Origin of the sequence: Oceanicoccus sagamiensis (assembly GCF_002117105.1) — a bacterium.
Taxonomy (GTDB): domain Bacteria; phylum Pseudomonadota; class Gammaproteobacteria; order Pseudomonadales; family Dasaniaceae; genus Oceanicoccus; species Oceanicoccus sagamiensis.
This window is the reverse complement of the sequence record NZ_CP019343.1, coordinates 159,990-183,830: the sequence shown is the minus strand read 5'-3', so window position 1 is coordinate 183,830 and position 23,841 is coordinate 159,990. Positions and strand designations below refer to the sequence as shown.

General features: G+C 49.8%; 20 protein-coding genes. 14 read left to right on the top strand and 6 right to left on the bottom strand.

The window, feature by feature from the left end; translation table 11 throughout:
• Positions 1–19 precede the first annotated feature (19 nt).
• The gene (locus BST96_RS00765) at positions 20–1,447 is read right to left on the bottom strand and encodes an ATP-binding protein (RefSeq protein ID WP_085756860.1); all 1,428 of its coding nucleotides are present in this window, start codon (positions 1,445–1,447) and stop codon (positions 20–22) included.
• A 203-nt stretch (positions 1,448–1,650) separates the two neighbouring features.
• Between BST96_RS00765 and BST96_RS00760 the strand changes: the two genes are divergently transcribed.
• The 4 genes from BST96_RS00760 to BST96_RS00745 are packed head-to-tail and all read left to right on the top strand — an operon-like array spanning position 1,651 to position 4,561.
• On the top strand, positions 1,651–2,940 hold the full coding sequence (locus BST96_RS00760; protein ID WP_085756859.1) for an MFS transporter: 1,290 nt from the start codon (positions 1,651–1,653) through the stop codon (positions 2,938–2,940).
• A gap of 32 nt (positions 2,941–2,972) precedes the next feature.
• Complete coding sequence (locus BST96_RS00755) at positions 2,973–3,374, top strand: DUF2288 domain-containing protein (protein WP_085756858.1); 402 nt, start codon at positions 2,973–2,975, stop codon at positions 3,372–3,374.
• Positions 3,375–3,396: 22 nt separating this feature from the next.
• Positions 3,397–4,290 (top strand): formylglycine-generating enzyme family protein, encoded by an 894-nt coding sequence (locus BST96_RS00750; RefSeq protein WP_085756857.1) that lies wholly within the window; start codon positions 3,397–3,399, stop codon positions 4,288–4,290.
• Complete coding sequence (locus BST96_RS00745) at positions 4,268–4,561, top strand: hypothetical protein (RefSeq protein WP_157117805.1); 294 nt, start codon at positions 4,268–4,270, stop codon at positions 4,559–4,561. Before BST96_RS00750 ends, BST96_RS00745 begins: the two co-directional genes overlap by 23 nt.
• Here BST96_RS00745 and BST96_RS00740 read toward each other — a convergent pair.
• Together BST96_RS00740 and BST96_RS00735 are read right to left on the bottom strand one after the other, a co-directional pair.
• Positions 4,554–5,303 carry a hypothetical protein gene (locus BST96_RS00740; protein ID WP_085756855.1) on the bottom strand — a complete coding sequence of 250 codons (750 nt, stop codon included), beginning with the start codon at positions 5,301–5,303 and terminating at the stop codon, positions 4,554–4,556. The two genes, BST96_RS00745 and BST96_RS00740, sit on opposite strands and share 8 nt — an antisense overlap.
• 306 nt (positions 5,304–5,609) lie before the next feature.
• A complete protein-coding gene (locus BST96_RS00735; RefSeq protein WP_085756854.1) occupies positions 5,610–6,074 on the bottom strand; it encodes a hypothetical protein in 465 nt (154 codons plus the stop codon).
• Between the two features lie 160 nt (positions 6,075–6,234).
• Here BST96_RS00735 and BST96_RS00730 point away from each other — a divergent pair, with 160 nt between their 5' ends.
• Genes BST96_RS00730 through BST96_RS00720 form a run of 3 tightly spaced genes read left to right on the top strand, consistent with a single transcriptional unit; the run spans position 6,235 to position 12,059 of the window.
• Positions 6,235–7,461, top strand: a complete 1,227-nt coding sequence (locus BST96_RS00730; protein ID WP_157117804.1) for an efflux RND transporter periplasmic adaptor subunit — start codon at positions 6,235–6,237, stop codon at positions 7,459–7,461.
• Positions 7,462–7,464: 3 nt separating this feature from the next.
• On the top strand, positions 7,465–10,629 hold the full coding sequence (locus tag BST96_RS00725; protein WP_206045376.1) for an efflux RND transporter permease subunit: 3,165 nt from the start codon (positions 7,465–7,467) through the stop codon (positions 10,627–10,629).
• Positions 10,626–12,059, top strand: coding sequence for an efflux transporter outer membrane subunit (locus tag BST96_RS00720; protein WP_085756852.1), 1,434 nt, complete (start codon positions 10,626–10,628; stop codon positions 12,057–12,059). Before BST96_RS00725 ends, BST96_RS00720 begins: the two co-directional genes overlap by 4 nt.
• On the opposite strand, the gene hrpB is transcribed toward BST96_RS00720, so the two are convergent.
• From hrpB to BST96_RS00705, 3 genes are read right to left on the bottom strand one after another with little or no spacing between them, the layout of a single operon-like run.
• Positions 12,060–14,666: an ATP-dependent helicase HrpB gene (hrpB, locus tag BST96_RS00715; protein WP_085756851.1), complete on the bottom strand. Its 2,607-nt coding sequence runs from the start codon at positions 14,664–14,666 to the stop codon at positions 12,060–12,062.
• A complete protein-coding gene (locus BST96_RS00710) occupies positions 14,666–15,409 on the bottom strand; it encodes an HAD family hydrolase (RefSeq protein ID WP_085756850.1) in 744 nt (247 codons plus the stop codon). Before BST96_RS00710 ends, hrpB begins: the two co-directional genes overlap by 1 nt.
• A gap of 23 nt (positions 15,410–15,432) precedes the next feature.
• Positions 15,433–16,257 carry a DUF3014 domain-containing protein gene (locus BST96_RS00705; RefSeq protein ID WP_085756849.1) on the bottom strand — a complete coding sequence of 275 codons (825 nt, stop codon included), beginning with the start codon at positions 16,255–16,257 and terminating at the stop codon, positions 15,433–15,435.
• Between the two features lie 344 nt (positions 16,258–16,601).
• On the opposite strand from BST96_RS00705, the gene ald reads away from it, so the two are divergent.
• The 7 genes from ald (at position 16,602) to BST96_RS00670 (ending at position 23,837) form a co-directional block, all read left to right on the top strand.
• Positions 16,602–17,741 (top strand): alanine dehydrogenase, encoded by a 1,140-nt coding sequence (gene ald / locus BST96_RS00700; protein WP_085756848.1) that lies wholly within the window; start codon positions 16,602–16,604, stop codon positions 17,739–17,741.
• 132 nt (positions 17,742–17,873) lie between these two features.
• Entirely contained in the window at positions 17,874–19,580 is a 1,707-nt protein-coding gene (locus BST96_RS00695; protein WP_085756847.1) for a flagellinolysin, read from the top strand.
• A gap of 117 nt (positions 19,581–19,697) precedes the next feature.
• On the top strand, positions 19,698–20,144 hold the full coding sequence (locus tag BST96_RS00690) for a universal stress protein (RefSeq protein WP_085756846.1): 447 nt from the start codon (positions 19,698–19,700) through the stop codon (positions 20,142–20,144).
• A gap of 29 nt (positions 20,145–20,173) precedes the next feature.
• On the top strand, positions 20,174–20,440 hold the full coding sequence (locus tag BST96_RS00685; RefSeq protein ID WP_085756845.1) for a hypothetical protein: 267 nt from the start codon (positions 20,174–20,176) through the stop codon (positions 20,438–20,440).
• Positions 20,441–20,461: 21 nt separating this feature from the next.
• Positions 20,462–21,562, top strand: coding sequence for a phospholipase D-like domain-containing protein (locus BST96_RS00680; RefSeq protein ID WP_169713853.1), 1,101 nt, complete (start codon positions 20,462–20,464; stop codon positions 21,560–21,562).
• Between the two features lie 96 nt (positions 21,563–21,658).
• Entirely contained in the window at positions 21,659–21,979 is a 321-nt protein-coding gene (locus tag BST96_RS00675; protein ID WP_085756843.1) for a hypothetical protein, read from the top strand.
• A 232-nt stretch (positions 21,980–22,211) separates the two neighbouring features.
• Positions 22,212–23,837, top strand: coding sequence for a CTP synthase (locus BST96_RS00670; protein ID WP_085756842.1), 1,626 nt, complete (start codon positions 22,212–22,214; stop codon positions 23,835–23,837).
• The last annotated feature ends 4 nt before the right edge of the window (positions 23,838–23,841 follow it).

Here is a 23,841-nt window from a genome sequence, read left to right as displayed (position 1 = left end):
TGACTTTGTTGCATGATCGTTAACGCCAACCCGTTGTCACTTTATCAAGCGGAAGACTAAACCGAATAGCCAGGCCACCCAGTTCAGAGTGTTGGGCACTGATATGACCACCGTGGGCTTCGACAATTTGTTGGCAAATAGCCAGCCCTAAACCCGAGCCGCCGGTGCTGCGATTGCGGGAATTATCCACTCGGTAAAGATGGTCAAAGAGTTGCCCCAAGGCGTTGTCGGGGACACCCGGGGCGCTGTCTTCAATGGTGATATACATATTGTCATCATCTTTATCCAGCGTCACTCGCACGGTACCCGCGGGGTTGGTATATTTGCGGCTATTGTTAAGTAGATTATCAATCAGTTGGCAGAGGCGTGTTTCATCACCCCAGAGCTTGATAGCCGTTTTGGCCGGGTGTAACTCAATATGTAATTGCTCCGTCTTCAGCCCCGGTTGGTGATGGTTAAGCTGGCGCTCAATAAGCTGGCTGATATTGACCAGGCTTTTGTTATAGCGCAAACCGCCTATATCCGTATTGCTGAGTTGGTAGAGATCATCGATCAGTTTGCTTAAGTGGATAACCTCCTGTTGCATAGAGCGAATATGCTCATCGCTGGGTGTACGAATACCATCGATAATGGCTTCCAGTTCGCCGCGAAGGATCGCCAGCGGGGTGCGTAGCTCATGGGAAATATCAGCCAGCCAGCGTTTCCGGCTATGTTCATTGTTATCCAGTGTGGTGGCAAGTTCATTAAAGTCCCTTGCCAGTTGGCCTAGCTCATCCCGACGATCCAGAGGCAGGGAGACTTTATAATCCCCCTGAGTTAACGCCAGGGTGCCTGCGGCCAAGCGGTTAACCGGCTGGACAAAATGCCTGGCCAGAGGGAAGGCAATAATAATGGCCAGTACAATCAGTAACAGGCTGATAGCAATAAAGGCCTCTCTTTGCTGCTCTAAAAACTGTAGCTCAAAGCCTTCGGTAATTTCTTTTCTTTTGGGCAATATCAGCCAGCCTACGGTTTGGCTGTTGTGAACAATAGCAATCTGGTTAACTTTCATTTCGCTATCAGTGAGGGCGTTGTGACTGATTCTGCCCAGCACCGGTTGCAGCTGCTTATCCAGTACCGCAATATTTTTTGGTGGCGGCCGTCTATTATTGGGCTTCTCTCTGTTGCGATTTTTTCGGGAAGGAGGCGGTAGTAAGCGTTCGATATTATGTTGGCGTAACAGGTCGCGAAATTGCCGCTTATTGTCTTTTAAATTATCCCAGCTCTGTTGTTGCGCATAAATAGCGGCCAGGCCAGCCACCACCGGCTGCACGGCCTCGGCCTCTTTGGTATTGACATAATCCAGCATGCCGCGGTCAATACTCCACTGCATCAGCAAAAACATCATGCCAATCAGTGCGCTGCTATAAAGCAGGATAATAAAAAATAATTTATTCTGGATACGCACGTTGGTCTTGGGGCCCCTGGCGGTGTATCGATAAATCCTAGCCTTATTCAGTGGGCGGTGCCAGCCATTGCTGGCGTTTACACATTTATTCCCTAATTGAGTACGCTTAAGCAGGGTATAGCGAATATGAGGGGGGAGTGTTTATTGGCGGTAATTAACGGTAAGATGCCACCATAACAATAAATACTGGTTTGAGATCCTCCATGTCCAAAGCTTCGCTAGTAAACCGTTTTGGCCCTATTACCCTGGCTGACCAGGTACTGCCACGGCATGTGCTGGTGTTTTATCTCGCGGCCTTTTTTGGGGTCTGTATTGTTACCTTTTTAAATTCTGCCCAGCCCTATTTACTGACGGAATTACTGCATATCCCCAAGCAGGAACAGGGCCCACTGGCCGGGCGTCTATCGGGGTTTCAGGAAGTGATTGTTATCCTGACTGCTGGCCCATTGGGGGTTTGGTCTGATCGATTACCCCGCCGCAGTATTTATGCTGTGGGCTATACCATTTTGGCTTTCGGCTTTTTCTGCTATCCGTTGGTCACCAGTGTGGAATGGCTCTATCTGGTGCGTTTTATCTTTGCCATTGGTATTTCCTGCTATGCCGTTGCTTTGGCTTCGCTGGCGGTGGATTACCCCCGCAATAGTGATAGGGGTAAGTTTTTAGCCCTGCAAGTGGTGGTCACCGGTATGGCGATATTCCTTTTTGCCAGGCCCGTATTGGGGCAGTTAGCTAGCTGGTATGCCGGTGCCGGTTACGATCCGGTGACGACCGGCAAAATGACTTTCTGGACGGTGTCCGTACTGTGTCTGTTTAATGCTCTGTTAACGGCCTTTCTATTAAAACCCGGTCTGGCTACGTCTTCAGAACAGAGGGTTGAGTTGATGCCCATGTTGAAAGAGGGCTTTCAACTCGCCAAAAGCCAGCCCGCCATTGGTTTGTCCTACCTTACTGCCTTTGCTACCCGAGGCGATTTTGCGGTGATTACGTTGTTTATGTCGCTGTGGTTTACCCAGACCACAGTGGATACCGGGGCAGGTATTGGGGATTTTTACGCCCGCTTTGGCGCAATTCAGGTGGTCGCTTTGGCCTGGGCGCCTTTTATGGGACTTATTCTTGATCGTATTGACCGTATCAATGGCATTATCCTGGCGATGATTATTGCCACCATCGCTTACACTTCGCTGATTATGGTCGATGATCCTCGTGGTGGCCTGATGTGGGTTTCGGTGGTTTTACTGGGCTTTGCCGAGACCAGTACGATTATGGCGGGCAATGCTCTGGTTGGTGAATCTGCCCCTATCAGACAGCGGGGAGTGGTATTGGGTGTATTTACGGTACTGGGCGGCTGTGGCATATTTGCCGCATCAGTCTTTGGCGGTATGCTATTTGCGGTTTTACCGGCAGGCCCCTTTCTATTTATGGCCGCGGTCAATTTAGCCGTCATGGTGGTGGCCCTCAGGGTTAAAAAGACAATGGCCAGTGCCGCACAATAGCTAAACACCGGTGGTGTTGCAGTAAATTACTTATGTTAGAATCCACCGGCAATCACCCCCTAAGCTGCAACGGAAAGGTTAAGCCATTGGAACAGCCCCCCAACATATCAGCCCCCGGCAATACCGCTACTGATAGCTATCAAGCGCTAAAAACCAAACTCAATAAAGAAACGGCCAAAATCAATTGGCAAGAATTGCAGCGCCATTATGCCAGCGGGGCTGTAATTGCTGTGGCCAATGGCAATGACCTGATTGAGGTTGCTTGTCAGTTCAGTCTGGATAATAAAGAAGCCGTAGAGCAGTGGCTGACTTCAGGCGCCATGGTAAAAGTCGATGATCAACAAGCTGCACAATGGTTTGAGCAGCAAGCCACCTTATGGGCAGTTGTGGTAGCCCCATGGGTATTAGTTCAGGAAATAGTACAACCTTTATAAGCCAGTTGCTTTGGAACTTACTATGACGCTAAGTTTTTCTTACGCCCGGTTTTTTTTATCATGTCTATTACTCACTTTGCTGGCAGGCTGTAGCAGCCCAGGCAAGGTTGATCAGATAGCAGATGAACCTGCTATACCACACACCTTAACCGCCGCCGAGCAAGCCATTATTGACCAGCTATTAAATGATTTTGTGGATATAGCGCCCGGTAGTTTTTCTATGGGTGATATTCGCGGCAGCGGTGCTGATGATGAATTGCCGGTGCATACGGTGGCTGTTAGTGCCTTTGCCATCAGTCGCTATGAAGTCACCTTTGAGCAATACGATTTATTTAGCAAAATGACCGGCAATGAATTGCCAAAAGATCGCTGGGGTAGAGGCCGGCGCCCGGTTATTGATGTGACCTGGTACGATGCCGTTGATTTTGCTGATTGGCTGTCTGAAATTACCGGTCAAACCTACCGCTTGCCGACTGAGGCTGAATGGGAGTATGCCGCGCGGGCCGGTAGTGACAACGATTATAGCTTTGGCAACGACGATAAAAACTTATGCGAGTACGCCAATATTGCAGATCAAAGCACCACGATTGGTTGGCGTAATAAACACTGCAATGATAATTTTAACACCACGGCCCCGGTAGGTAGCTTTAAACCCAATGCTTTGGGGTTATATGATATGCATGGCAATGTTTGGGAATGGCTGGATGATTGCTGGCAGAAAAATTACAACAGGGCTCCCGCCCATAGCCGGCCGCTGGGGGATGATAGTTGCAGCAAACATGGCCAGCGCGGTGGCTCCTGGTTTTATGGTTCTGAAGAAGCGCGTTTATCCTACCGGGCTTATGGTAATGAGTTAGATAAAAGTGTCACTTTAGGTTTTCGCCTGGTTCGAGATGATGACAGCACTAAACGATAGAGCAGCTTTTATTGCGGATATCGAGACCAGGGTATCCGCGGTATTTAAAGCCTATCAGGACAACAGCAGTGTAGCGCCCGCCACCCTGTTTCGTCTGGAGGGGTTTATTGAAGCGGGCTGTGCCTTGGGTTTACTGAGCGAAGATCAGGCCAAACGTCTGATTCAGTCGGTCTGGGAAAATACCCTGACGGAACCTTTTCCCGAGTCGGCCAGGCATCGCATTATGATACCGGTTATGATGCGCCGAGCACCGGTCTATCCTTCTAGCTAGATGTATGTTGGTCTTTAGAAAGACATTTGGTATCCAGTTTATATTTGCCAATCACATCAAAAAATTCATTATATTGTTTTCTGGCGCAATAGGTTTCTGCAAGGGTGGAGACCATGCGGTAAAAGTCATCGCTTTCAACACCCATTATCTTTTCTGTCAGCGCCATCATTCTTAATAGCGTGGGTTCTTCGTATTGAGGTTGCTCGGTCACTAGATAAAGGGCGTAAAGATAAATTTCATAATTTAAAATTTTAAATTCATCATTCTGCATAGCCCTTTCTACTTCAATCGATTCAATAAAAACCGGCACCGCATCTTCATAGCGTTCCAGATCTAGCAGCATGGCGCGGTATATATCGCGGATGATAATCGTGGAAAAATGCTTTTTGCCAACCGCCTCGGTAGCCGCCTGATAAGCCTGAGTAATTTCAGTACGATGACTGAGTGTTTGCTGGGTTCTTGCATAGGCGGTTACATTATTCTTCATAATGATAATGCAGCGTTGGTCTAGTGGATGGTATAGCGTCAGGCAACCTTCCAGGGCGGTTTCACCCAGTTCAATAGACTTCTTCCATTGTCGCTTGCTCACGGCTTTATCGTGCTTTTTGGCTTGCTTGATAAATTTCTTTTCGCTCCACTCTGTAGACCAATCCCAAAACGAGCGCGGTGCTTGGTTGTCGGCGTGGGCTAGTAGGCTAATAAAGGGGAAGAGGGTGATTAGAAATACGGTTAACACATTCATAGCATAGCTTAAGCTCGTCAGTTTCCTGTCCTTAAAAAGTTAAAAATCCCTATTAGTGATATAGCCAGGCGTTGTTGTTCTTTGTTGTCGTTCCTTGTTGCAGTTCTTGATTGTCGTTCGTGATTATAGTTCTTGGGCGAAGCTCCCTGTGATTATTTGAGAACCTTACACATAATATTTTTTCTAACGCTTTATCCAGATTTCAGGTTATACCTACTGTCAGGACTTTTCAATCCATCCTAACTGTTTGCTTACGCAGGCAGAGTTTAGGAAACCTGGTTGTTTGATTGTTGGCAGCTTGACGGCTCAAAGTAAGACGGTTTTATCCCTGGATTGACGATGAAAGACAGCAATCAGGGAATAGCTAAAAAATTCCCCACAGGTGGTCAGGTGGTCTCTTATCCAGTATTGGATATTATCGGCTTGCTGGTCTAAATCCTGACCTTGTCCTGATGTTAGGTAGTGGGCGATCTCACACTGCACAGTGTCGGGAGAGTCGACGGTTTTACTATCATCGCTAACAGCGATGCTCAATACTTTGCTCTCCCTGTCCCAGCCAAAGATAACATAGCGGGACTGGTCCCAAACATTGCGGTGAAAGAGGCTGACGGCCTTATCGATAGACTGGTTAATGACCTTGCGGATGGCCACGTCCTCATTGTCTTCACAGCGGTAGGAATAAATCACCCCTTCAGTCGCATTACCATGGGCATCTTTAGCGCCGCTATAGGTTTGAGTTTGCCAGGGGAGTTCAGTCCAGTCTTGTTCCATAATGCTCTGAGATGCCTCTATTGTTACTATACTAATCAGTGTCAGCGAGTTATTGTTTCACACTCGTTAGCTAAACGCCTAGTGGCTAACAGCGCTTAACGGATAAAAAACGAATAAAAATACCAACAAAATGGATCGAACACCAAGGGGCCCGTCGTCAATGTATTTTCTACAGCTCTTACAAGCCTATTCAGCCAGTCGCAGGACAGGGTGTTTATTGCTGTTATCGCTATTGGTTGCCTGTGGTAAACCGGTGCCGGTAGAACTTACCGAAGTGGTTATACAGCCAGCCGAACAAAGTTATTTCCCCGTTTATGGTGAATATATTGCTATGGCCATGCCCTCTCTGGATGTGGAAGTGCGGGCCAGGGTGGATGGCTTTGTTGAGCACGTCGATTTTAAAGAGGGTAGCCTGGTGAAGCAGGGCGACCCCTTGTACCGTATTGATGCGCGGCCCTATGAAGCCAAGGTTAAGCGCTTAACGGCACTGCTGAATAGTGCCAAAGCCAGCCTGGCGAAGGCGGGCCGTGACGTAAAGCGCCTGCGGCCCTTATTTGAAGAGGATGCAGCCAGCCAGTTAGACCTGGACAATGCTCTGTCGGCGCAGGAGACGGCTGCCGCGGATGTACAAGCCAAACAAGCCGAGCTGCAGGAAGCGGAGTTGGAGTTGAGTTATACCAAGGTCAGTTCACCGATTGCCGGTTTGGTGGGGGCCTCGCAGGTGGATGTGGGAGCACTGGTGGGTTCCGGTGGCCAATCATTGCTAACCACCGTCAAACAAGTCGACCCCATGTTTATCGAATTTCATATGAGCACGCTGGATTATCTGGATGCCCAGCGCCGCAAAAACAGTTATGAAGAAAAACGCAAAGCCGATGCGGAAGGTAAAGCGGTAGAAGGCTTTGTTAGAATTACTCTGGCGGATGATACGGATTATCGTTACTGGGGGGATGTGAGCTTTACCGACCCTCAGGTTAACCCGGAAACCGGTACCTTTGCCGTTAGAGCCGTTGTTCCCAATCCTGACCGTGAATTATTGCCCGGCCAGTTTACTCGGGCAAGGCTGGAGTTGGAAACCATCCCCGATGCCGTTGTGGTTGATGAAACCTCCATTCGCATCGAGCAGGGCGGCAGCTATGTGATGGTGGTTATGCCTGACAAGACCGTTGAGCGACGCTTTATTGTGCCCGGGCCACAGCGTGAAGGACGGGTGGTTATTTCTTCAGGCCTTGATGCGGGTGAACAGGTGATTACCGAAGGGATGCATCGCGTACAGCATGGCCAGCGCGTAGTGGCCCTAAACCAGCAGCAGTATAAAGAAAGGCTGGAAGCCGAGGAAAAGGCCCGCTTAGAGGAACAGGCAGCACCCAGTGACGGGGAGTCTTAAACGATGATCCCTCAGTTCTTTATTGGGCGCCCGGTGTTTGCTGCGGTTATCTCTATTGTGATTAGCCTGGTAGGTGCCTTGTCATTGCTAAGCCTGCCGATTGACCAATACCCGTATATCAGTCCTCCGACTGTTAAGGTCTCCACCTCGTTTCCGGGTGCTACTGCCATTACCGCCGCTGAATCCGTTTCTACCCCGTTGGAAGAAGAGCTCAACGGTGTGCCCAATATGCTCTATATGCGCTCACAAAGTAAAAAAGATGGCGGTGTTAATATCACCATCACCTTTGATGTGGGCACCGATCCCGGTCTGGCAGCGGTTGATGTTCAAAATAGTGCTAAACAGGCGGATGCCAGTTTACCTGTTGATGTGATGCAGGAGGGGGTGTCAGTAGAGCAGGAGGCCGCCGTTGAATTACTAAAAATTGGTTTAACCGCCACTGATAAAAAATACGATGATGTTTATCTCAGTAATTTTGTCGCCATCAATATTGCCTCGGCGGTGCGCCGTATTCCCGGTGTAGGCCGCACCCGTAATACCGGCGCCAGAACCTATTCTATGCGTATCTGGTTGCGCCCCGACCGGATGGCCTCCTACGGTTTAACCACCTCCGATATAATCGCTGCGATTAAAGAACAAAATACCGAGTCCGCCGCGGGTACATTAGGTGCCCAGCCCGGTGGCAGTGATGTTGCGCTAACCTCGGCTATCAGTACCTCCGGCCGGCTGCAAAGTGCTGATGAGTTTAATAATATTATTGTGCGGGCCCATAGTGATGGTTCGATGATTCGGTTACGGGATATTGGCCGTGCTGAGTTGGGGGCCAAAGCGTATCGCCTTGAATCAAAATTGGATGGCAAAGATACCGCTATCTTGCAGGTCTATTTATTACCGGGGGCTAATGCTCTGGAAGTGGCCAGCAAGGTTAAAGAGACACTGTTTACCTTGTCAGAAACCTTCCCCAGGGGTATTGAAACCACGGTTTGGTATGACAGCTCAACGTTTATCCGCTCAGCGATTTACGAAGTATTAATTACTCTGATTGAAGCCTTGATTCTGGTGATTTTAGTCGTCTATTTATTTTTACAAAACTGGCGCGCCACATTAATTCCTGCCCTGGCAGTCCCCGTATCTATTATTGGCACCTTTGCCACCATGGCTATGTTTGGCTTTACCATCAATACAGTCAATCTGTTAGCACTGGTACTGGCCATTGGCATTGTGGTGGATGATGCCATTGTAGTGGTGGAAAATGTGGAGCGCTTAATGGCAGAAAAAGCCCTGTCAGCGGTCGAGGCAACGCGGGAGGCGATGAAGGAGCTAACCGGTGCCTTGGTGGCAACCTCCTTAGTACTTGCCGCCGTGTTTGTGCCGGTCTCTTTTTTGGCGGGAATTACCGGCATTATGTACCGGGAGTTTGCGCTATCAATTACTGTGGCGGTATTAATTTCAACCGTGGTGGCTTTAACCTTAAGCCCGGCACTGTGTGCTTTATTATTAAAGCCTGCCACCGACCAACCCCATGGGGGTTGGCTGGGTACCGTTTTTGGCAAAATGAATCGCTGGCTGGAACTTGGAGCAGGGCGTTATAGCCAGGCGGTGGTGGCTTTACTTAAACAGCATCGCCGTGCCTGGTTGGGCTTTTTTATAATTATGCTAAGCACCTGGCTATTATTTAAATATTTACCGGCCTCCTTTATGCCGGTGGAAGATCAGGGCCGCTTTTTTGTAGATTTGGAATTGCCGGATGGTCAGTCTGTGGTTCGCTCTAGAGTGATCGGCGAACGTGCCCGTTATATGATTCAGCGGCACCCCGCCGTAAAACATGTGTTTAGCTTAACCGGAGAAAGCAAACGTTCCGGCGCCAACGATGCGGCCGTAAGCTTGGAAGTGATACTGGAAGACTGGGACCTGCGGCAAAAAAATAATGCCACTGTCGATAGTGTAATGGAAGATGTCCGGGCTGATTTAAAGCCCCTGTTAGAAGTGACCCTGCGTGTATTTAAGCCTTCCGCGGTAGCGGGTTTGGGCAGCGGTGGCGGTGTTGAAATGGAATTGCAGGACCGCAGTGGCAATAACTTTGCCGGCCTTGCGGATATCGCGGATGAACTGATCTACCGTGTTAGTCGCGATCCAGCGGTGGCCTCTATTTCTACCGATCTAAAAGAAGAAATCCCGCTGTTAAAACTCGAGGTTGATAGAGCCAAAGCCAAAGCTCTGGGGGTGCCTCTGGCGGATATTTATAGCACCACTAAAGTTTTTACCGGGGCTACCAGTGCCAATGACTTTAATATGTTTGGCCGGGTATATCGGGTCAATGTTCAGGCCGAGGCGGAATTTCGCGATCGCCCCGATGCACTTAATAGCTACTATGTTCGGGCCAATTCCGGTGCCATTGTACCCATCAATGTGCTGGCCGAATTAAGCACCACCACCGGTCCCGCTGCCATTGTGCGGCATAATATGTTTACCAGTGCCAGTATTTCCGCTGACCCTGCCCCCGGTTATTCCACCGGTGATGTGATAAAGGCCATTGAACGCGAGGCCAAACCGCTGTTGCCACCGGGTATGGGTTATGAATGGAGTGGCCTGACCTTTCAGGAAATTCGCTCAGCAGGGCAAACCACCGTAGCGCTGTCGATGGCGTTAATTTTTGTCTTTCTATTTCTGGCGGCCTTATATGAAAGCTGGACTATTCCGGTGGCGGTTTTATTAATCGCCCCTATTGCCATGATGGGTGCGCTAATGGCCATGTGGTTGCGAGGTTTGGAAAATAATTTATTTTTCCAAATTGCATTTATTGCCTTAATTGGTTTGGCGGCAAAAAACTCGATATTAATTGTAGAGTTTTGTCGGCAACTTTATAACGACGGAATGAAGCCCTTTGATGCGGCGGTAGAGGCGGCCAAATTACGTTTCCGCCCCATTATGATGACCGCGGTTTCTTTTATCCTCGGCGTATTGCCGCTGGTGTTATCAACCGGCCCCGGTGCTTTGGCAAGGCAGTCTATGTCAACGGCGATACTGGGTGGGATGTTATTGGCAACAACACTGGGAATTATTTTTGTGCCCTTGTTTTTTGTTACCGTGATTAATTTTAGTGAACAACTAAAGGCGCGATTTAGTAGCTCGGAGAAACCGCTGGATAGCAGCGAGGTGCCCCGATGATGCAGCGCCTTAGCCTGATAGCTTTAGCATTATTAGTATCATCTTGTATGGTCGGGCCTGATTTTGAATCGCCCGAACCGGATATGCCAGCGGAGTTTTATAGCAGTACTGAGAATGCGCAGGGTGGTGGCCGCACTCTGGAAGAGCTGGCCTGGTGGGAATTATTTCAAGACCCGCAATTGCAATCACTGATTGATACTGCCTTAAAAAATAATCTGGATGTTAAAGGGGCTTTGGTGGCGGTGGAAACCGCTCGCGCCCGCTATGGTATTGAGCGGTCCAATTTATTTCCCACCGTCGATTTGTTTCTGGGCTCGGAGCGAGAGAATTCATCGCTACTCACTGATGGTAATGACAGTATCTCCAATACTCAGGAGCTGCGGTTCAATATTGCTTGGGAAGTGGACTTATGGGGCGCTAGGCGGCGCGCCAATGAAGCGGCCAATGCGATTTATTTATCCTCCAGCTATGCTCTGGTAGGCACCCAGCTTTCTTTAATTTCAGAAGTGGCAGATACCTATATCGGTATATTAGCGGCCAAGGGTCGATTGCAAATCCGGGAAAATACGGTCTTTGCCAGAGAGCGAGCTTTGGTGATAGCGGATAAACGGTTTCAGGGTGGCCTAACCTCCAAGCTCGAAGTTCAGCAATCCCGTGTTGAGTTAGCAGAGGCCCGTGCCGGTATTGTTGATATCGAGCAGGATATTTTCCAGCTGCAAAGTCGCCTGTCTATTTTACTGGGGGAAGAACCGCAAGCTTTTGGTATTACCAGTTCATTGCTGGATCAGGAGTTGCCAGAGGGTTTGGTGGCCGGTGTACCCGTCTCTATACTAAAAAATCGCCCGGATATGATGCAGGCAGAACAAGCTTTGCAGGAAGCCACGGCGAGGTTGGGTATAGCCAAGGCCGCCTATTATCCGCGCTTAAATATTACTGGCGAACTGGGTTTTGAAACGGAAGAATTTAGCGACCTGTTAGATAGCGATGGCCAGAAGTGGTTAGTGGGTGGCGAATTATTAACGCCGCTATTTAATGCTGGCCGTATCCGCGCTGAAGATAAAATTGCCCAGTTGGCGTTGGAGCAGGCAGGGCTGGATTATCAGCAGACCTTATTAGACTCCTTAAATGAAGTATCCGTAGCATTAAACCGCTACCACCTTTCGCAGCGGCGTTTATCGGAAAGAGAAGTACTGGAAGAAGCCTCCCGCGCTTATCTGATTTTGGCCATTAAGCGCTACCGCAATGGTGTGCTGGCTTATATTGATGTATTAGATGCCCAGCGTAAATTATTGGATGCTGAATTATCAGTGAATGAATCCAAAGAAATACAACTAAAGAGTGTGGTGGAATTGTACCGGGCTTTAGGCGGGGGGTGGCAGCCGGAGGATGTACCGGTGGATATCACTGCCGCAGATATGGCCGGCCTGTAATTATTTTTTGGGCCGGTGTTTGGTATATTTAGTGGCAGCGGCCTCTTGTGGCTTGTCCGGCCATGGGTGTTTTGGGTATCGTCCTTTCATTTCTTTTTGTACTTCAAAGTAACTACTGCTCCAAAACCCCGCCAAATCCTGCGTAACCTGTAACGGCCGTTGCGCCGGTGATAATAAATGCAGCATTAATTTTATCTGGCCATTGGCAATGCTGGGCGTATCGGCACAGCCAAACATCTCTTGCAGTTTGACACTTAATACCGGTGGATTCTGGCTATAGTCAATGCTGATCTGGGAGCCAGAGGGAACGCTGATTTTTATCGGGGCTAATTCATTCAGTTGTTGCGGTAGTGGCCAGGGCAATAAATGACTAAGCACTTCCTGCAATTTGATTTTTTTAAAGTCCCCCAGTTTATTGATATTCTCCAAATAGGGCGCTAACCATAGCTCCAAGGTGTTGAGCAAATGCTGGTCAGAAACATTGGGCCACTCCTGCTTGCCGCTGTGATGTTGGCGTAATAGTTCGACTCGGGCTTGCCATTGTCTGGTCGGCTTATCCCAGGGTAATAGACTCAAGCCTCGTTTTTGTATCAATGCCAACAGTGCCTGACGTTTTTCTTCTGCGGGTATTTTTTCAATGCGCTGGCTTTTGATCGCTAACTTACCGACAGCAGTGACTTGCTCGGCAATAAAACGTTCGACACTATCGTCCCATTCGAGCGTTGTTTTTTCTGTGGTTAAAGGCGCTAGTGCCTGTTGAAATAATTCAGCATCAAACTCACAGGCGGAATAAATTCTATCGGTGGACTTTTGGCCGACATGATTGACGCTACCCCCTAACTCCGCGACGGCCAACCAGGTGTGATTGCTCAGTTTATCGGCGTTATCTAAGGTGGCTGCCCGGCCATTGCTAAGCTGATAGTTATTATGGCTGCCGGTCTTTTTTCTGGCGATACGGTCAGGGTAGGCGCTGGCTAACAGAAAACCTGTCTGCTGTTGTTCTTTAAGCGGTGCGGTTTGTGTTGGCTGCCGATGATATTTATTTAATAGTTGCTGAAATGTCTTGGCCTGTTGCTGTGTGCGTTTTAGCCAGGCTTGATGTTGGCTGTGACAGGCTCTCTCGCCGCTTACCGTGGCAACCACGGCAGCCAGATCAGCGCCATAGTCCCGTGACAAAGGGTGACGGTCTGCCAGTACCGCTGCTAATGCACAGGCTTGCTTGCTCAGGTTAAAACCTGCACTGCTAATCAGCATATGTGCCAATCTTGGGTGGGTCGGCATCGCGGCCATTTGCTCGCCGTGGGGGGTTAATGTCCAGCCCTGCAACGGTTGCTCTGTCGATATTGTCGTACCGCTGATAGCGCCTAAGCTGTGGAGTAAGTCTCGGGCCTGGCTGAGTGGGCCGCTGGGCGGTGCGTCCAGCCAGTGCAATTCATGAATATCATCAATGCCCCATACGAGTATTTGTAACAACAGTGGCGCCAGGTCCGCCTGTAAAATTTGTGGGGTGCTTTGTCTGGGCAGTTGCTGTTGTTGCTCTTCACTCCAGAGGCGGTAGCAAACCCCTTCGGTTAATCGCCCGGCTCGCCCCATCCGTTGCACACTGGAGTCCTGGCTAATCCGGCGGGTTTGCAAGCGTGTCATACCGGTGGCGGGGTCAAAGCAGGGTTCACGGCAAAGCCCCGCATCAATAACGACATTAATCCCTTCAATGGTTAAGCTGGTTTCAGCAATATCGGTGGCCAAGACAATTTTTCGTTGCGGGCCATCTTTGGCCAAGGGTTCAATAGCTCGCTGTTGTTCGCGAAAGGGCAGTGCGCCATATAACGGTAGTACCACGGTATCAGTGATACCGTTATCCGCGAGGTGGCGTTTAAGCCGTTGCAGAACTTTATTAATTTCACCTTGGCCCGGTAAAAACACTAACTGGCTGCCGCTATGTTGTTGCAGGGCGCTGATGGCTGCCTGACTAACTCGCTCGATAATATTCTCGTCATAGCGTTTTGCTTTGCCATAGAGAATATCGACGGGGAACATTTTACCCTGACTGCGGATTATGGGGACAGTGTCGTTATCGGTGGTTAATAATGAGGCGATGGTGTCGCCATCCAAAGTGGCGGACATTACCATAAGGCGAAGCGGGGTATCGGCATCGCGAAAAATTTCCCGGCCTTGTAAAGCTAATGCCAAACCAAAGTCTGCATCAATACTGCGCTCGTGGAATTCATCAAAGATGAGTAGCCCGACACCATCAAGGCTGGGGTCTTGCAATAACATGCGAGTGAGAATCCCTTCGGTAATCACTTCAATCCGTGTCTGCTTGCTGACTTTCGTTTCTTGCCTGACTCGGTAGCCCACTGTTTGGCCAACCGGCTCACCCAATAAAGATGCCATTCGCTGGGCGGCACTGCGTGCTGCCATTCGGCGTGGTTCTAACATAATAATACGCTGCTGCCCCAGCCACTCTGCCGATAATAGCGCCAGGGGAACCAGAGTGGTTTTACCGGCGCCGGGAGGTGCTTCCAGTACCAGTTGCTGGTGCTGTGCGATACCTTGCTTGATGTCGTCTAAGACATCAGTGATCGGTAATGATGGCAGGGCTGTCATTAGCGTTGGTGCAGGTTTTTAATCAGTGCGGGAATTTCGGAAGGGTGCATAACGGTATGATGCGGGTTAATCCCCAGTTCGGCATCCAATGGTTGCTGGTGTTGAATCCAGACAGAAGTGATCCCGCTATTATGGGCACCGGCAATATCCGAGGCCAAGCTATCGCCCACATGAATGGCTTCGTGGGGCTCACATTGGGCCAGCGCCAGGGCTTTATCAAAAATAGAGCGGGCCGGTTTTTGTTCGGGCTCCTGTCCACCAATAATAATATGGTCAACATGGTCTTTTAGCTGGATACGTTCAACCTTGGGGATTTGTGAAAACTCCGGCCCATTAGTAATCACCACCAGAGTAAATAGTTTGCGAGCTTCGGCTAAAAAGTCGGTGATACCGGGGTAGAAGTCAAAGGCTTCAATACGATCTTGGTCAAATTGCTGTTGCAGCTGTTGCGCAGTGCTTTCGCTCACCGCTTGCGCACCCTGCTGGCTGAGTAAATCAATCACCAGTTGCACCCTAAAAGCGCCTTCGCCCTGTTGTTCAATAATCGGCATATAGCGCTGGTATTGTTCTGAGCTCCATTCGCGGTACATGCCTGTTACATACCGCTCGGCAATGGCCGGTGTATTCACCAGGGATGGATAAAGCGCAGCTATTTGCTGCGCCATCTTTTGTTGTGCCTGTTGATTAGCGGCGACGGTATCGCAAAGCGTTTCATCCATATCAAGGAAGAGGGCTTTTAGCATGGTTTGTTTTTCCAGCGGCTGGGTTATTGTTGTAATTGGTAGCGCAGTTCTCTTAAGAACGCTTGCAGCGCCTCGGCATTATCCGGGCCCATGCGCCATAAGAGTTTTTCAACATCGGTTGCGCTTTCGTATTCCTGGCTTTCAAATTGGTAGAGTACGCTGGGGCGGGTTAATGCCGGTTGTTGCTCCAGTGGCGAAACAGCCAATACCTGACTGATGGTTTGTAAAAAGCGTTGGTTAAAGGTGTCGGGTTTGCCTTGTTCACGATAGGCCTTTTCCAGCAGTGGCAGCCATTCCTGGTAATAGCGCACCAGAGTGGCCTGATCGATACTGGTCACGGTTTCGATCATCGCGTTCATCCGCTGATAATTTTCATCCGACGTCACCTCATCCAGACCGCTGGCCTGGGTTTTAAATTTGGCCATCGGGTAGTCAACCGGGCGGTAACGTTTGGGGAGCTTGCCATCGGCCATCAGGTCCACGGCTAGCACCCATTTACGAATTTGTTCTTTGGGTAATAGCCATTTGGTCAGTGTGGGGGTCAGGTCCCGCGCTGCCATTAAGACGCTGGCATCGCTATTGTCCAGCGTGATGGGGGCGTTAACGATAGCGGGCAGTTCGGGGGCTGCTTCAGTCGGTGTCAGAACTTCAGGTGGCGCTACCGGGCTTGGGTCGGGCAGCGGCTGGGGAGTGGGCTTAACCGGCTCTCTAACAACAGGGGCTTTGGTGACAGGGACAACTTCTATGGCGGTATTATCCTGGTTGGTGTTATAGACAAAAATAACGGCGGCAATAATCACCACTGCCATAGTGCCAAGAATCATGCCCGGCATGGTTTTGTTAGTCATAGCTTATCCATTCAAGTGTGTGGTGGTGGCGCAACTTCGCCGCTGAAGTCCTGTTGCAGCGCAGTTTAGCAAACATTGTTGCGGTGAGTTTATATTGATTCACTGTTTCTCTTTAAGTTTCGTTCAGTTGGCTTGTGTCAGGAATAGGGCGGTGGTCCGCTGTGATCGAGTTTTTAAGTGGTAGTCACTGTCATTTGTTACTTTATAGCCACTTATTTTCCTAGTATATGAATAATAATAGATATATTCACTGCTTATTTTGTTTTTTAAAGATAAAACGCTGAATTATTTTCTCTATTATGCCTACTTCTTCAAGCGGCCTTAACTTATAAGGAGAGATTGCCATGTTAGTAGGTGTGCCAAAAGAGATTAAAAATCACGAGTACCGTATTGGTATGACCCCAGCCGGTGTTAAAGAACTGGTTGGTCGCGGTCACCAGGTGTTGGTGCAGCACCAGGGCGGTGTAGCGGTTGGTTTTAGTGATGAGGATTATCGTCAGGCAGGGGCGGAGGTGGTTGACTCAGCGGAGGAAATTTTCGCCCGCTCAGAAATGATTGTGAAAGTAAAAGAACCTCAGCCGATTGAGTGCACCATGCTGCGTGAAGGCCAGACCTTATTTACTTATTTGCACCTGGCGCCTGATCCAGGGCAAACCGAATTACTGCTTGCCTCCGGTGCTACCTGTATTGCTTACGAAACCGTGACTGATGCCAATCGAGGTCTGCCGTTATTAGCGCCCATGAGTGAAGTGGCCGGGCGGATGTCGATTCAGGAAGGCGCCTATTGTTTAGAAAAGGCTCAGGGTGGCAGCGGTATGTTGATGGGTGGCGTGCCCGGCGTGGAAGCGGCCAATGTTTTAGTGATTGGCGGTGGTGTCGTTGGTTTAAATGCCGCCCGTATTGCGATGGGCATGGGCGCTAAAGTGACCATTATGGACCGTTCACTGCCCCGTTTAAAAAGTATTGATGAATTGTATGGCGACCGCCTGACCACCTTATATTCCACCACCGATGCCATAGAAAAACAGTTGGCGCTGGCGGATGTCGTGATTGGTGCGGTGTTAATCCCCGGTGCCGCGGCTCCCAAGCTGGTCACACGGGAGATGCTTAAGTTGATGAAGCCGGGCTCTGTGCTGGTGGATGTGGCGATCGATCAAGGGGGGTGTTTTGAAACCAGCAAAGCCACCACCCATGAAAACCCCACCTATATCGTTGATGGCATTATTCATTATTGTGTGGCGAATATGCCCGGCGGCGTGGCGCGTACCTCAACGCTGGCCTTGACCAATGCCACCTTGCCCTATGTGCTGGCCCTGGCAGACAAGGGCCCCTGTCAGGCTATGGCGGAGGACAATCACCTGCTCAATGGCTTAAATGTTTATCGTGGCATGGTGACGGTGGAGGCGGTGGCTCAGGCTTTGGGTTATGCCTATGTGAAGCCTGAAGTGGCACTTGCCAGCGGTGATTTAAAGCAATCCGCCTAATGGATTCCAGGTCTCAAAAGTAGTTTAGGCGAGCCAATGTGCTCGCTTTTTTTTGGCCTGAAAAAAATGCTAAAGAATGCTTACTATCTGCCGCTAGCGTGACTATAGAACCTTAATTAGGGAAGTTGCGCCTTGGCGTTAGTCATCAACACCAATCTAAGCTCGATCAATGCCCAGCGGCAGCTGAATGGCAATAGCTCGGCGTTGAGTACGAGTTTAGAGCGCCTGAGCTCCGGGCTTCGCATTAATAGTGCCAAGGATGATGCTGCCGGGCTGGCTATTGCCAACCGTTTTACCTCCCAAATCCGTGGCCTGGATCAGGCCTCCCGCAATGCCAATGATGCGATATCTTTCCTGCAAGTGGCCGAGGGTGCTTTTGGTGAGGTCACCAATAATTTACAGCGTATGCGTGAGCTGTCTATTCAGGCGGCTAATGACGGCGCCTTGTCGGATCAGGATAAGCAGAATATCCAGAAAGAAGTGACCCAGCTTATCCAGGAAATTGACCGTATTGCCGATACCACCAGCTTTGGCCAGCAAAAGTTGTTTTCCGGCGTGACCGGTAATATCGTCGATGCCGACCAACAGGATATTGTAACCGGCCTAAAAAACTACTGGTTGGGTGAGGCGCAGGATCGCATCAGTACCTATTACGGTTTGGATGTGGCTGCGGGTGGGCCGGATTTAACGGTGGAATTTACCAGTGGTGATGCCAGTGTGGCCTATGTTCAGAGTGCCGTGACTGTGCCCGCTGGTGAGCTGGTCGAGCAATCTTTAGTGATTGATGTTGATGACTTTGCCCCGGTGGAATTACCCAATGGTAAAGATGCGTTTTTAAATAACTACAGTGACCGGGTTATCGCCCATGAAATGGTCCATGCGATCATGTACCGGACCATGGATGCCAGCCAGATCCGTACCGATACGATAGTCGGCTCAGGTGATGTGGGTAGTTGGTTTTTGGAAGGCGCTGCCGAGTTTATTCACGGTGCCGATGAGCGTTTAAGTGCTGCAATAACCGCCGAGGGTGGCGTGGCCAATCTGGTCGATCAGCTGGCCTCGGATAGCATTAATGGGGTCTATGCTGCGGGCTATGCTGCGGTCGCCTTTATGCATGACGAGGTCAAAACGCAGGGTGGTAACGGGCTGGCGGATATTATGGCGGCACTGGTTGCCGGTGATAGCCTCGATACGGCGATTAACAATAACACCAGCTATACCGGTCTGGCTGACTTCGAAACCAATTTTATGGGTACGGACGGTGAGAACTTTGTTGCTGCCATGGATTTGCTGAATGACGATACCGGTGCTATTGGTGGCCTCGATGCTGATTTCGATATTGGCGGCAGTGAATTAACCGCAGAGTCTGTTCTGCCCAATGTACTGGCCTATGAAGAGCAGCCGCTGGACAATATCAATGTCATTTTTAATACCGAGTCTACCCTGGCTGCCACCTCGGTAGAGTATCAGGTGGGTGCTCAGGCCAATGAAACGATTACCGCCTCCGTCGGTGGTGCCAGCGCAGAAACGCTGGGGGTTGCGGATATTGATGTGAGTGTCGACCCAAATTCAGCCCTGAGTATTATTGATGATGCGCTGTCTTATATCAGCAGTACCCGCGCCGATTTAGGGGCGGTTCAAAACCGCTTGCAATCGACCATTGCCAATCTTAAAGGGACCTCGGAAAATGTCTCGGCCAGTCGCTCCAGAGTACTGGATGCTGACTATGCCCGTGAGACTGGGGTGCTGGTTAGAAGTCAGATTATTCAGCAGGCCGCCTTTTCGGTGTTGTCCCAGGCTAACTCCCAGCCTCAGGCCGTGCTTGAGTTACTCGCCTAAGTAGCGCATTCTCAGCCATAACCGATAAGATAATTAGCCCTTTTTGACCCCAGTCAATGTTGTTGCGCTGGCTTTCTATAATACTGTCAATATTCCCGCTCACTGGAGGTGTCCACCATGTCGACTTACCGAAAAATTCTGGTCGCTGTAGATTTATCTGAAGAAGCAGAGCAAGTGCTGCAAACCGCTGCCGATATTGCCGAGGCCAACCAGGCTGAGCTGTTTGTTCTGCATGTCGCGGATAACCCGGTATCACCTTATAGCCAGTTTCCAGAATTTTCGGCGCCGGTTAGCGCGGCTGAAATCAAGGAATCGATTTTTGCCCAGCTAGCCAGAACAGTTGAGAATGTGGGTTTAAGTCGGGAGCTGATAACCATCGATCTGGGGCGTTCGATTGATGCTATTGTTGAGCGTTCTGATGAACATCAGTGTGACCTGATTGTTATCGGTAGCCATGGCCGTCATGGTATTCAATTATTGCTGGGCTCTACCGCCAATGGTGTTTTGCACCATGCCAATTGTGATGTATTGGCAGTTAGAGTAAGAGAAACTATCGAACAGTAACCCTCCGATTGATGCAACAGGAGAAGCTTATGACTTCACTGAACGATGATTTAGCGGTAGTTACGCAAGCACTAAAAACCCAGCGCGATACGCTGGCGGTTAAAATACATTTGGCCAAAGCTGATGTTAAAGATGAGTGGCAGGCGCTGGAGCAACAATGGCAGCAGTTTAATGCCCGCAGTGAGGTGGTGATCGATGAGGCCAAAGAGGTTGCCGAAGAGGTACAAGAAGACTTAACGGAATTGGCCCAAGACCTGAAAGATGGCTATCACCGCATCAAGCGTCTGTTAAGTTAGCCTCTTCAGCGGGTGACGTCCTTGGGTTGGGAGTCCGAGTCGGTCTATAGTAGCCCGGAGGCATATTACCGTGCTCTCTTACTCGATATCAATAATGCCACCCAAACGATTGAGTTAGCCGTTTATATCTTCACTCTGGATACCCTGGGGCAGCGCTTTTTTGATGCGTTGGTGGGTGCCGCCGGGCGAGGTGTTCGGGTCTGTGTGCAGGTTGATGGCATTGGTTCTGTTGACGATGGCGAAACTTTGGCGGCCAGCTTTGCTCGAGAGAATATCGACTGTCGTATCTACCATCCGCTGCCCTGGTACTTAAGCGCTTACCGCTGGTCGGTGACTCCGGGTAGCTTTGCTGGCAAACTTGCTCATTTTATCCTTTCCCTCAATCGCCGTGATCACCGTAAATTCTGCGTTATCGATAAGCAGTTGGCCTGGTGCGGTAGTTTTAATCTTTGCGCTGATCATTTAGCGAAAACCCCTCCCTGGCGTGATTACGGTGTCAGGCTAACGGGCTTTGCGGTGGCATTGCTGCGGGATAATTTTTACGCCGTTTGGGAGCGACGTCCCTCCGTTATAACGCCCCATGATTTTAGGTTTTTACGCTGTAATAACAGCCGCAAACTGCGCCGTATGCGTAACCGTTTATTGGTGCAGCGGATTCGCCTGGCTCGAGAGCGCGTCTGGATAGTCAGTGCCTATTTCTCCCCGTCAGGCGAGGTTATCCGGGCACTAAAAAGAGCGCGGCAGGCGGGTATGGATGTCCGAGTGGTAGTGGCAGACCGGTCAGATATCACTGTCTTTCCCAGTTTAAGTGCCACCTACTATGCGGATTTAATGACGATGGGAGTGGCGATCTATGCCTATCAAGCCGGTATTTTGCATGCCAAGGCTGTGTTGATTGATGACGAGTGTGTGATGGGGAGCAGCAACCTGAACCACCGCAGTTTTTACCATGATCTGGAGTTGGATGTACTGCTGGCCAGCCCGCAGTCTGTGGCGACCGTGACAGAGCTTATTGAGCAGGATATGGCCGACTCTGTCAGGGCGTCCCTCGATGATCTGTCGGTGATGAGTCGGCGGTTTTGGTTTGGCTGGTTATTGCGAGCGCTGCGTTATTGGATGTAGTGGTTTATAGGGGGGAGCGTTGAGAGTGATTAAGCGATGGTTTGCCAAGTCCATCCATGTTCAAATAACGACATAATGATAAGGGTGAATAACGCCATGTATAGATTACTTCTCAAAGGCCTGTTGTTAATGGCGGTTATATTACTGGCAGCGTGTGAGTCTGATAACGAGCACTTTTGCGCCCGTTATCAATATGTCTATAACCAACTGCTGGAGGATGACCTGCCCAGCTATGGTGAAATGAAGTCGCAATTGATGGAAAACCTCAATAACCCCAAAAAGGACAAGGAACAGGCCAAATTTATGCTATTTGTTCTGGAGGATTGGTATTCAGAGATGAAGACTCCCGAGGAAGATACCCGGGAATTCTGTATGCGTATCCAGCGCTGGCAGGCGTACCCCTCAAATCCCACTTAAATCAGCAAGATAGCGCCTCCTGTAAGCATCCGGTGGAGGCATGATTATTATTGAGGCTTGCGGTCAACCCTGCTAAACTGGCGTCCCATCTCGGAAGGGTCCTGTCGATCGCTTTTTAATTGCCTAAATCCTTCCATCCAGAGCCCAGTATTGGCTTCTCAAGGCATGCTGCTAACTCTGACATAAACTAAACCATCAACTCTTAAACAAGAGCAACAAGAGAAAGTTTTTCATGGCGACACGATTTATCTTCGTCACGGGCGGTGTTGTATCGTCTCTCGGCAAGGGCATAGCCTCAGCATCACTGGCGGCAATTTTGGAAGCCCGCGGCTTAAAAGTGACCATGCTAAAGCTGGACCCCTATATCAATGTGGATCCCGGGACCATGAGCCCGTTCCAGCACGGTGAAGTTTTTGTTACCGAAGATGGTGCTGAGACAGATTTGGATCTGGGTCACTATGAGCGCTTTATCCGTACCAAAATGGGTAAGCGCAATAACTTTACCACCGGTAGAATCTACGAGACCGTATTAAGAAAAGAGCGTCGCGGCGATTATCTCGGCGGTACAGTTCAGGTTATTCCCCATATCACCGATGAAATTAAACGCCGGGTGATTGAAGGTGCCGGTGATGCCGATGTCGCTATTGCCGAAATTGGCGGCACCATTGGTGATATCGAAGGCCTGCCATTCTTTGAAGCGGCCCGTCAGCTAAAGTCAGATTTAGGCCCCAGCCGAGCCATGCTTATGCACCTGACCCTGGTGCCTTATATTGCCACCGCCGGTGAAACCAAAACCAAACCTACCCAGCACTCGGTTAAAGAGCTGCGCTCCATAGGCCTACAGCCCGATATTCTGCTGTGTCGCTCTGATCATGAAATCGATGATGGCTCATTAAAGAAAATATCCTCCTTTACCAATGTCGAGCTCCGTGCCGTTATCCCGCTACAGGATGCTGATACCATCTACCGTATTCCCGGTGCCCTAAAACAACGTGGTCTTGATGAGATTATTGTTGAGCGTTTTGGCCTGGAGTGTAAAGAAGCCGATTTATCCGAATGGGACCGGGTTATTGACGGTGCTTTAAACCCGGAAAAAGAAGTCACCATCGCCATGGTCGGTAAATACATGGAGCTGATTGATGCTTATAAATCCCTCAACGAAGCATTGCACCATGCCGGTATTAATACCCGCACCAAAGTCAAAATCCGTTATGTCGATTCGCAAAAAATCGAAGAAGAGGGGGTTGGCCTATTAGACGGGGTAGACGGTATTTTAGTGCCCGGTGGTTTTGGTAACCGTGGTGTTGAAGGCAAGATTGCCACCGTGCGTCATGCCCGTGAAAACAAAATACCTTATCTGGGGATTTGTCTGGGTATGCAAGTGGCGGTTATCGAGTACGCCAGAAATGTGGCCGATTTACCCGAAGCCAACAGTACAGAATTTAACTCTCAAGCCCAGCATCCCGTGATCGGTTTAATTACCGAGTGGACTGAAGCTGACGGTAGCACTGAGCAGCGTGATGAAACGGCAGATTTAGGCGGCACCATGCGTTTGGGTGGCCAGGAGTGTCGCTTGGTTGAAGGCTCCAATGCCAAAGCAACCTATGCCAGTGAATTAATTATTGAGCGTCATCGCCACCGCTATGAAGTGAATAATAATTACGTCGATCAGCTACAAAAAGCGGGCCTTCGTATTGGCGGTTGGTCGGCGGATGACTCCTTAGTAGAAGTGGTAGAGATACCTGATCATCCCTGGTTTATTGCTTGTCAATTCCACCCGGAATTTACCTCCACGCCCCGCGATGGCCATCCATTGTTTAGTGGTTTTGTTTCTGCGGCTGTAGATTACTCTCAATAAAGGC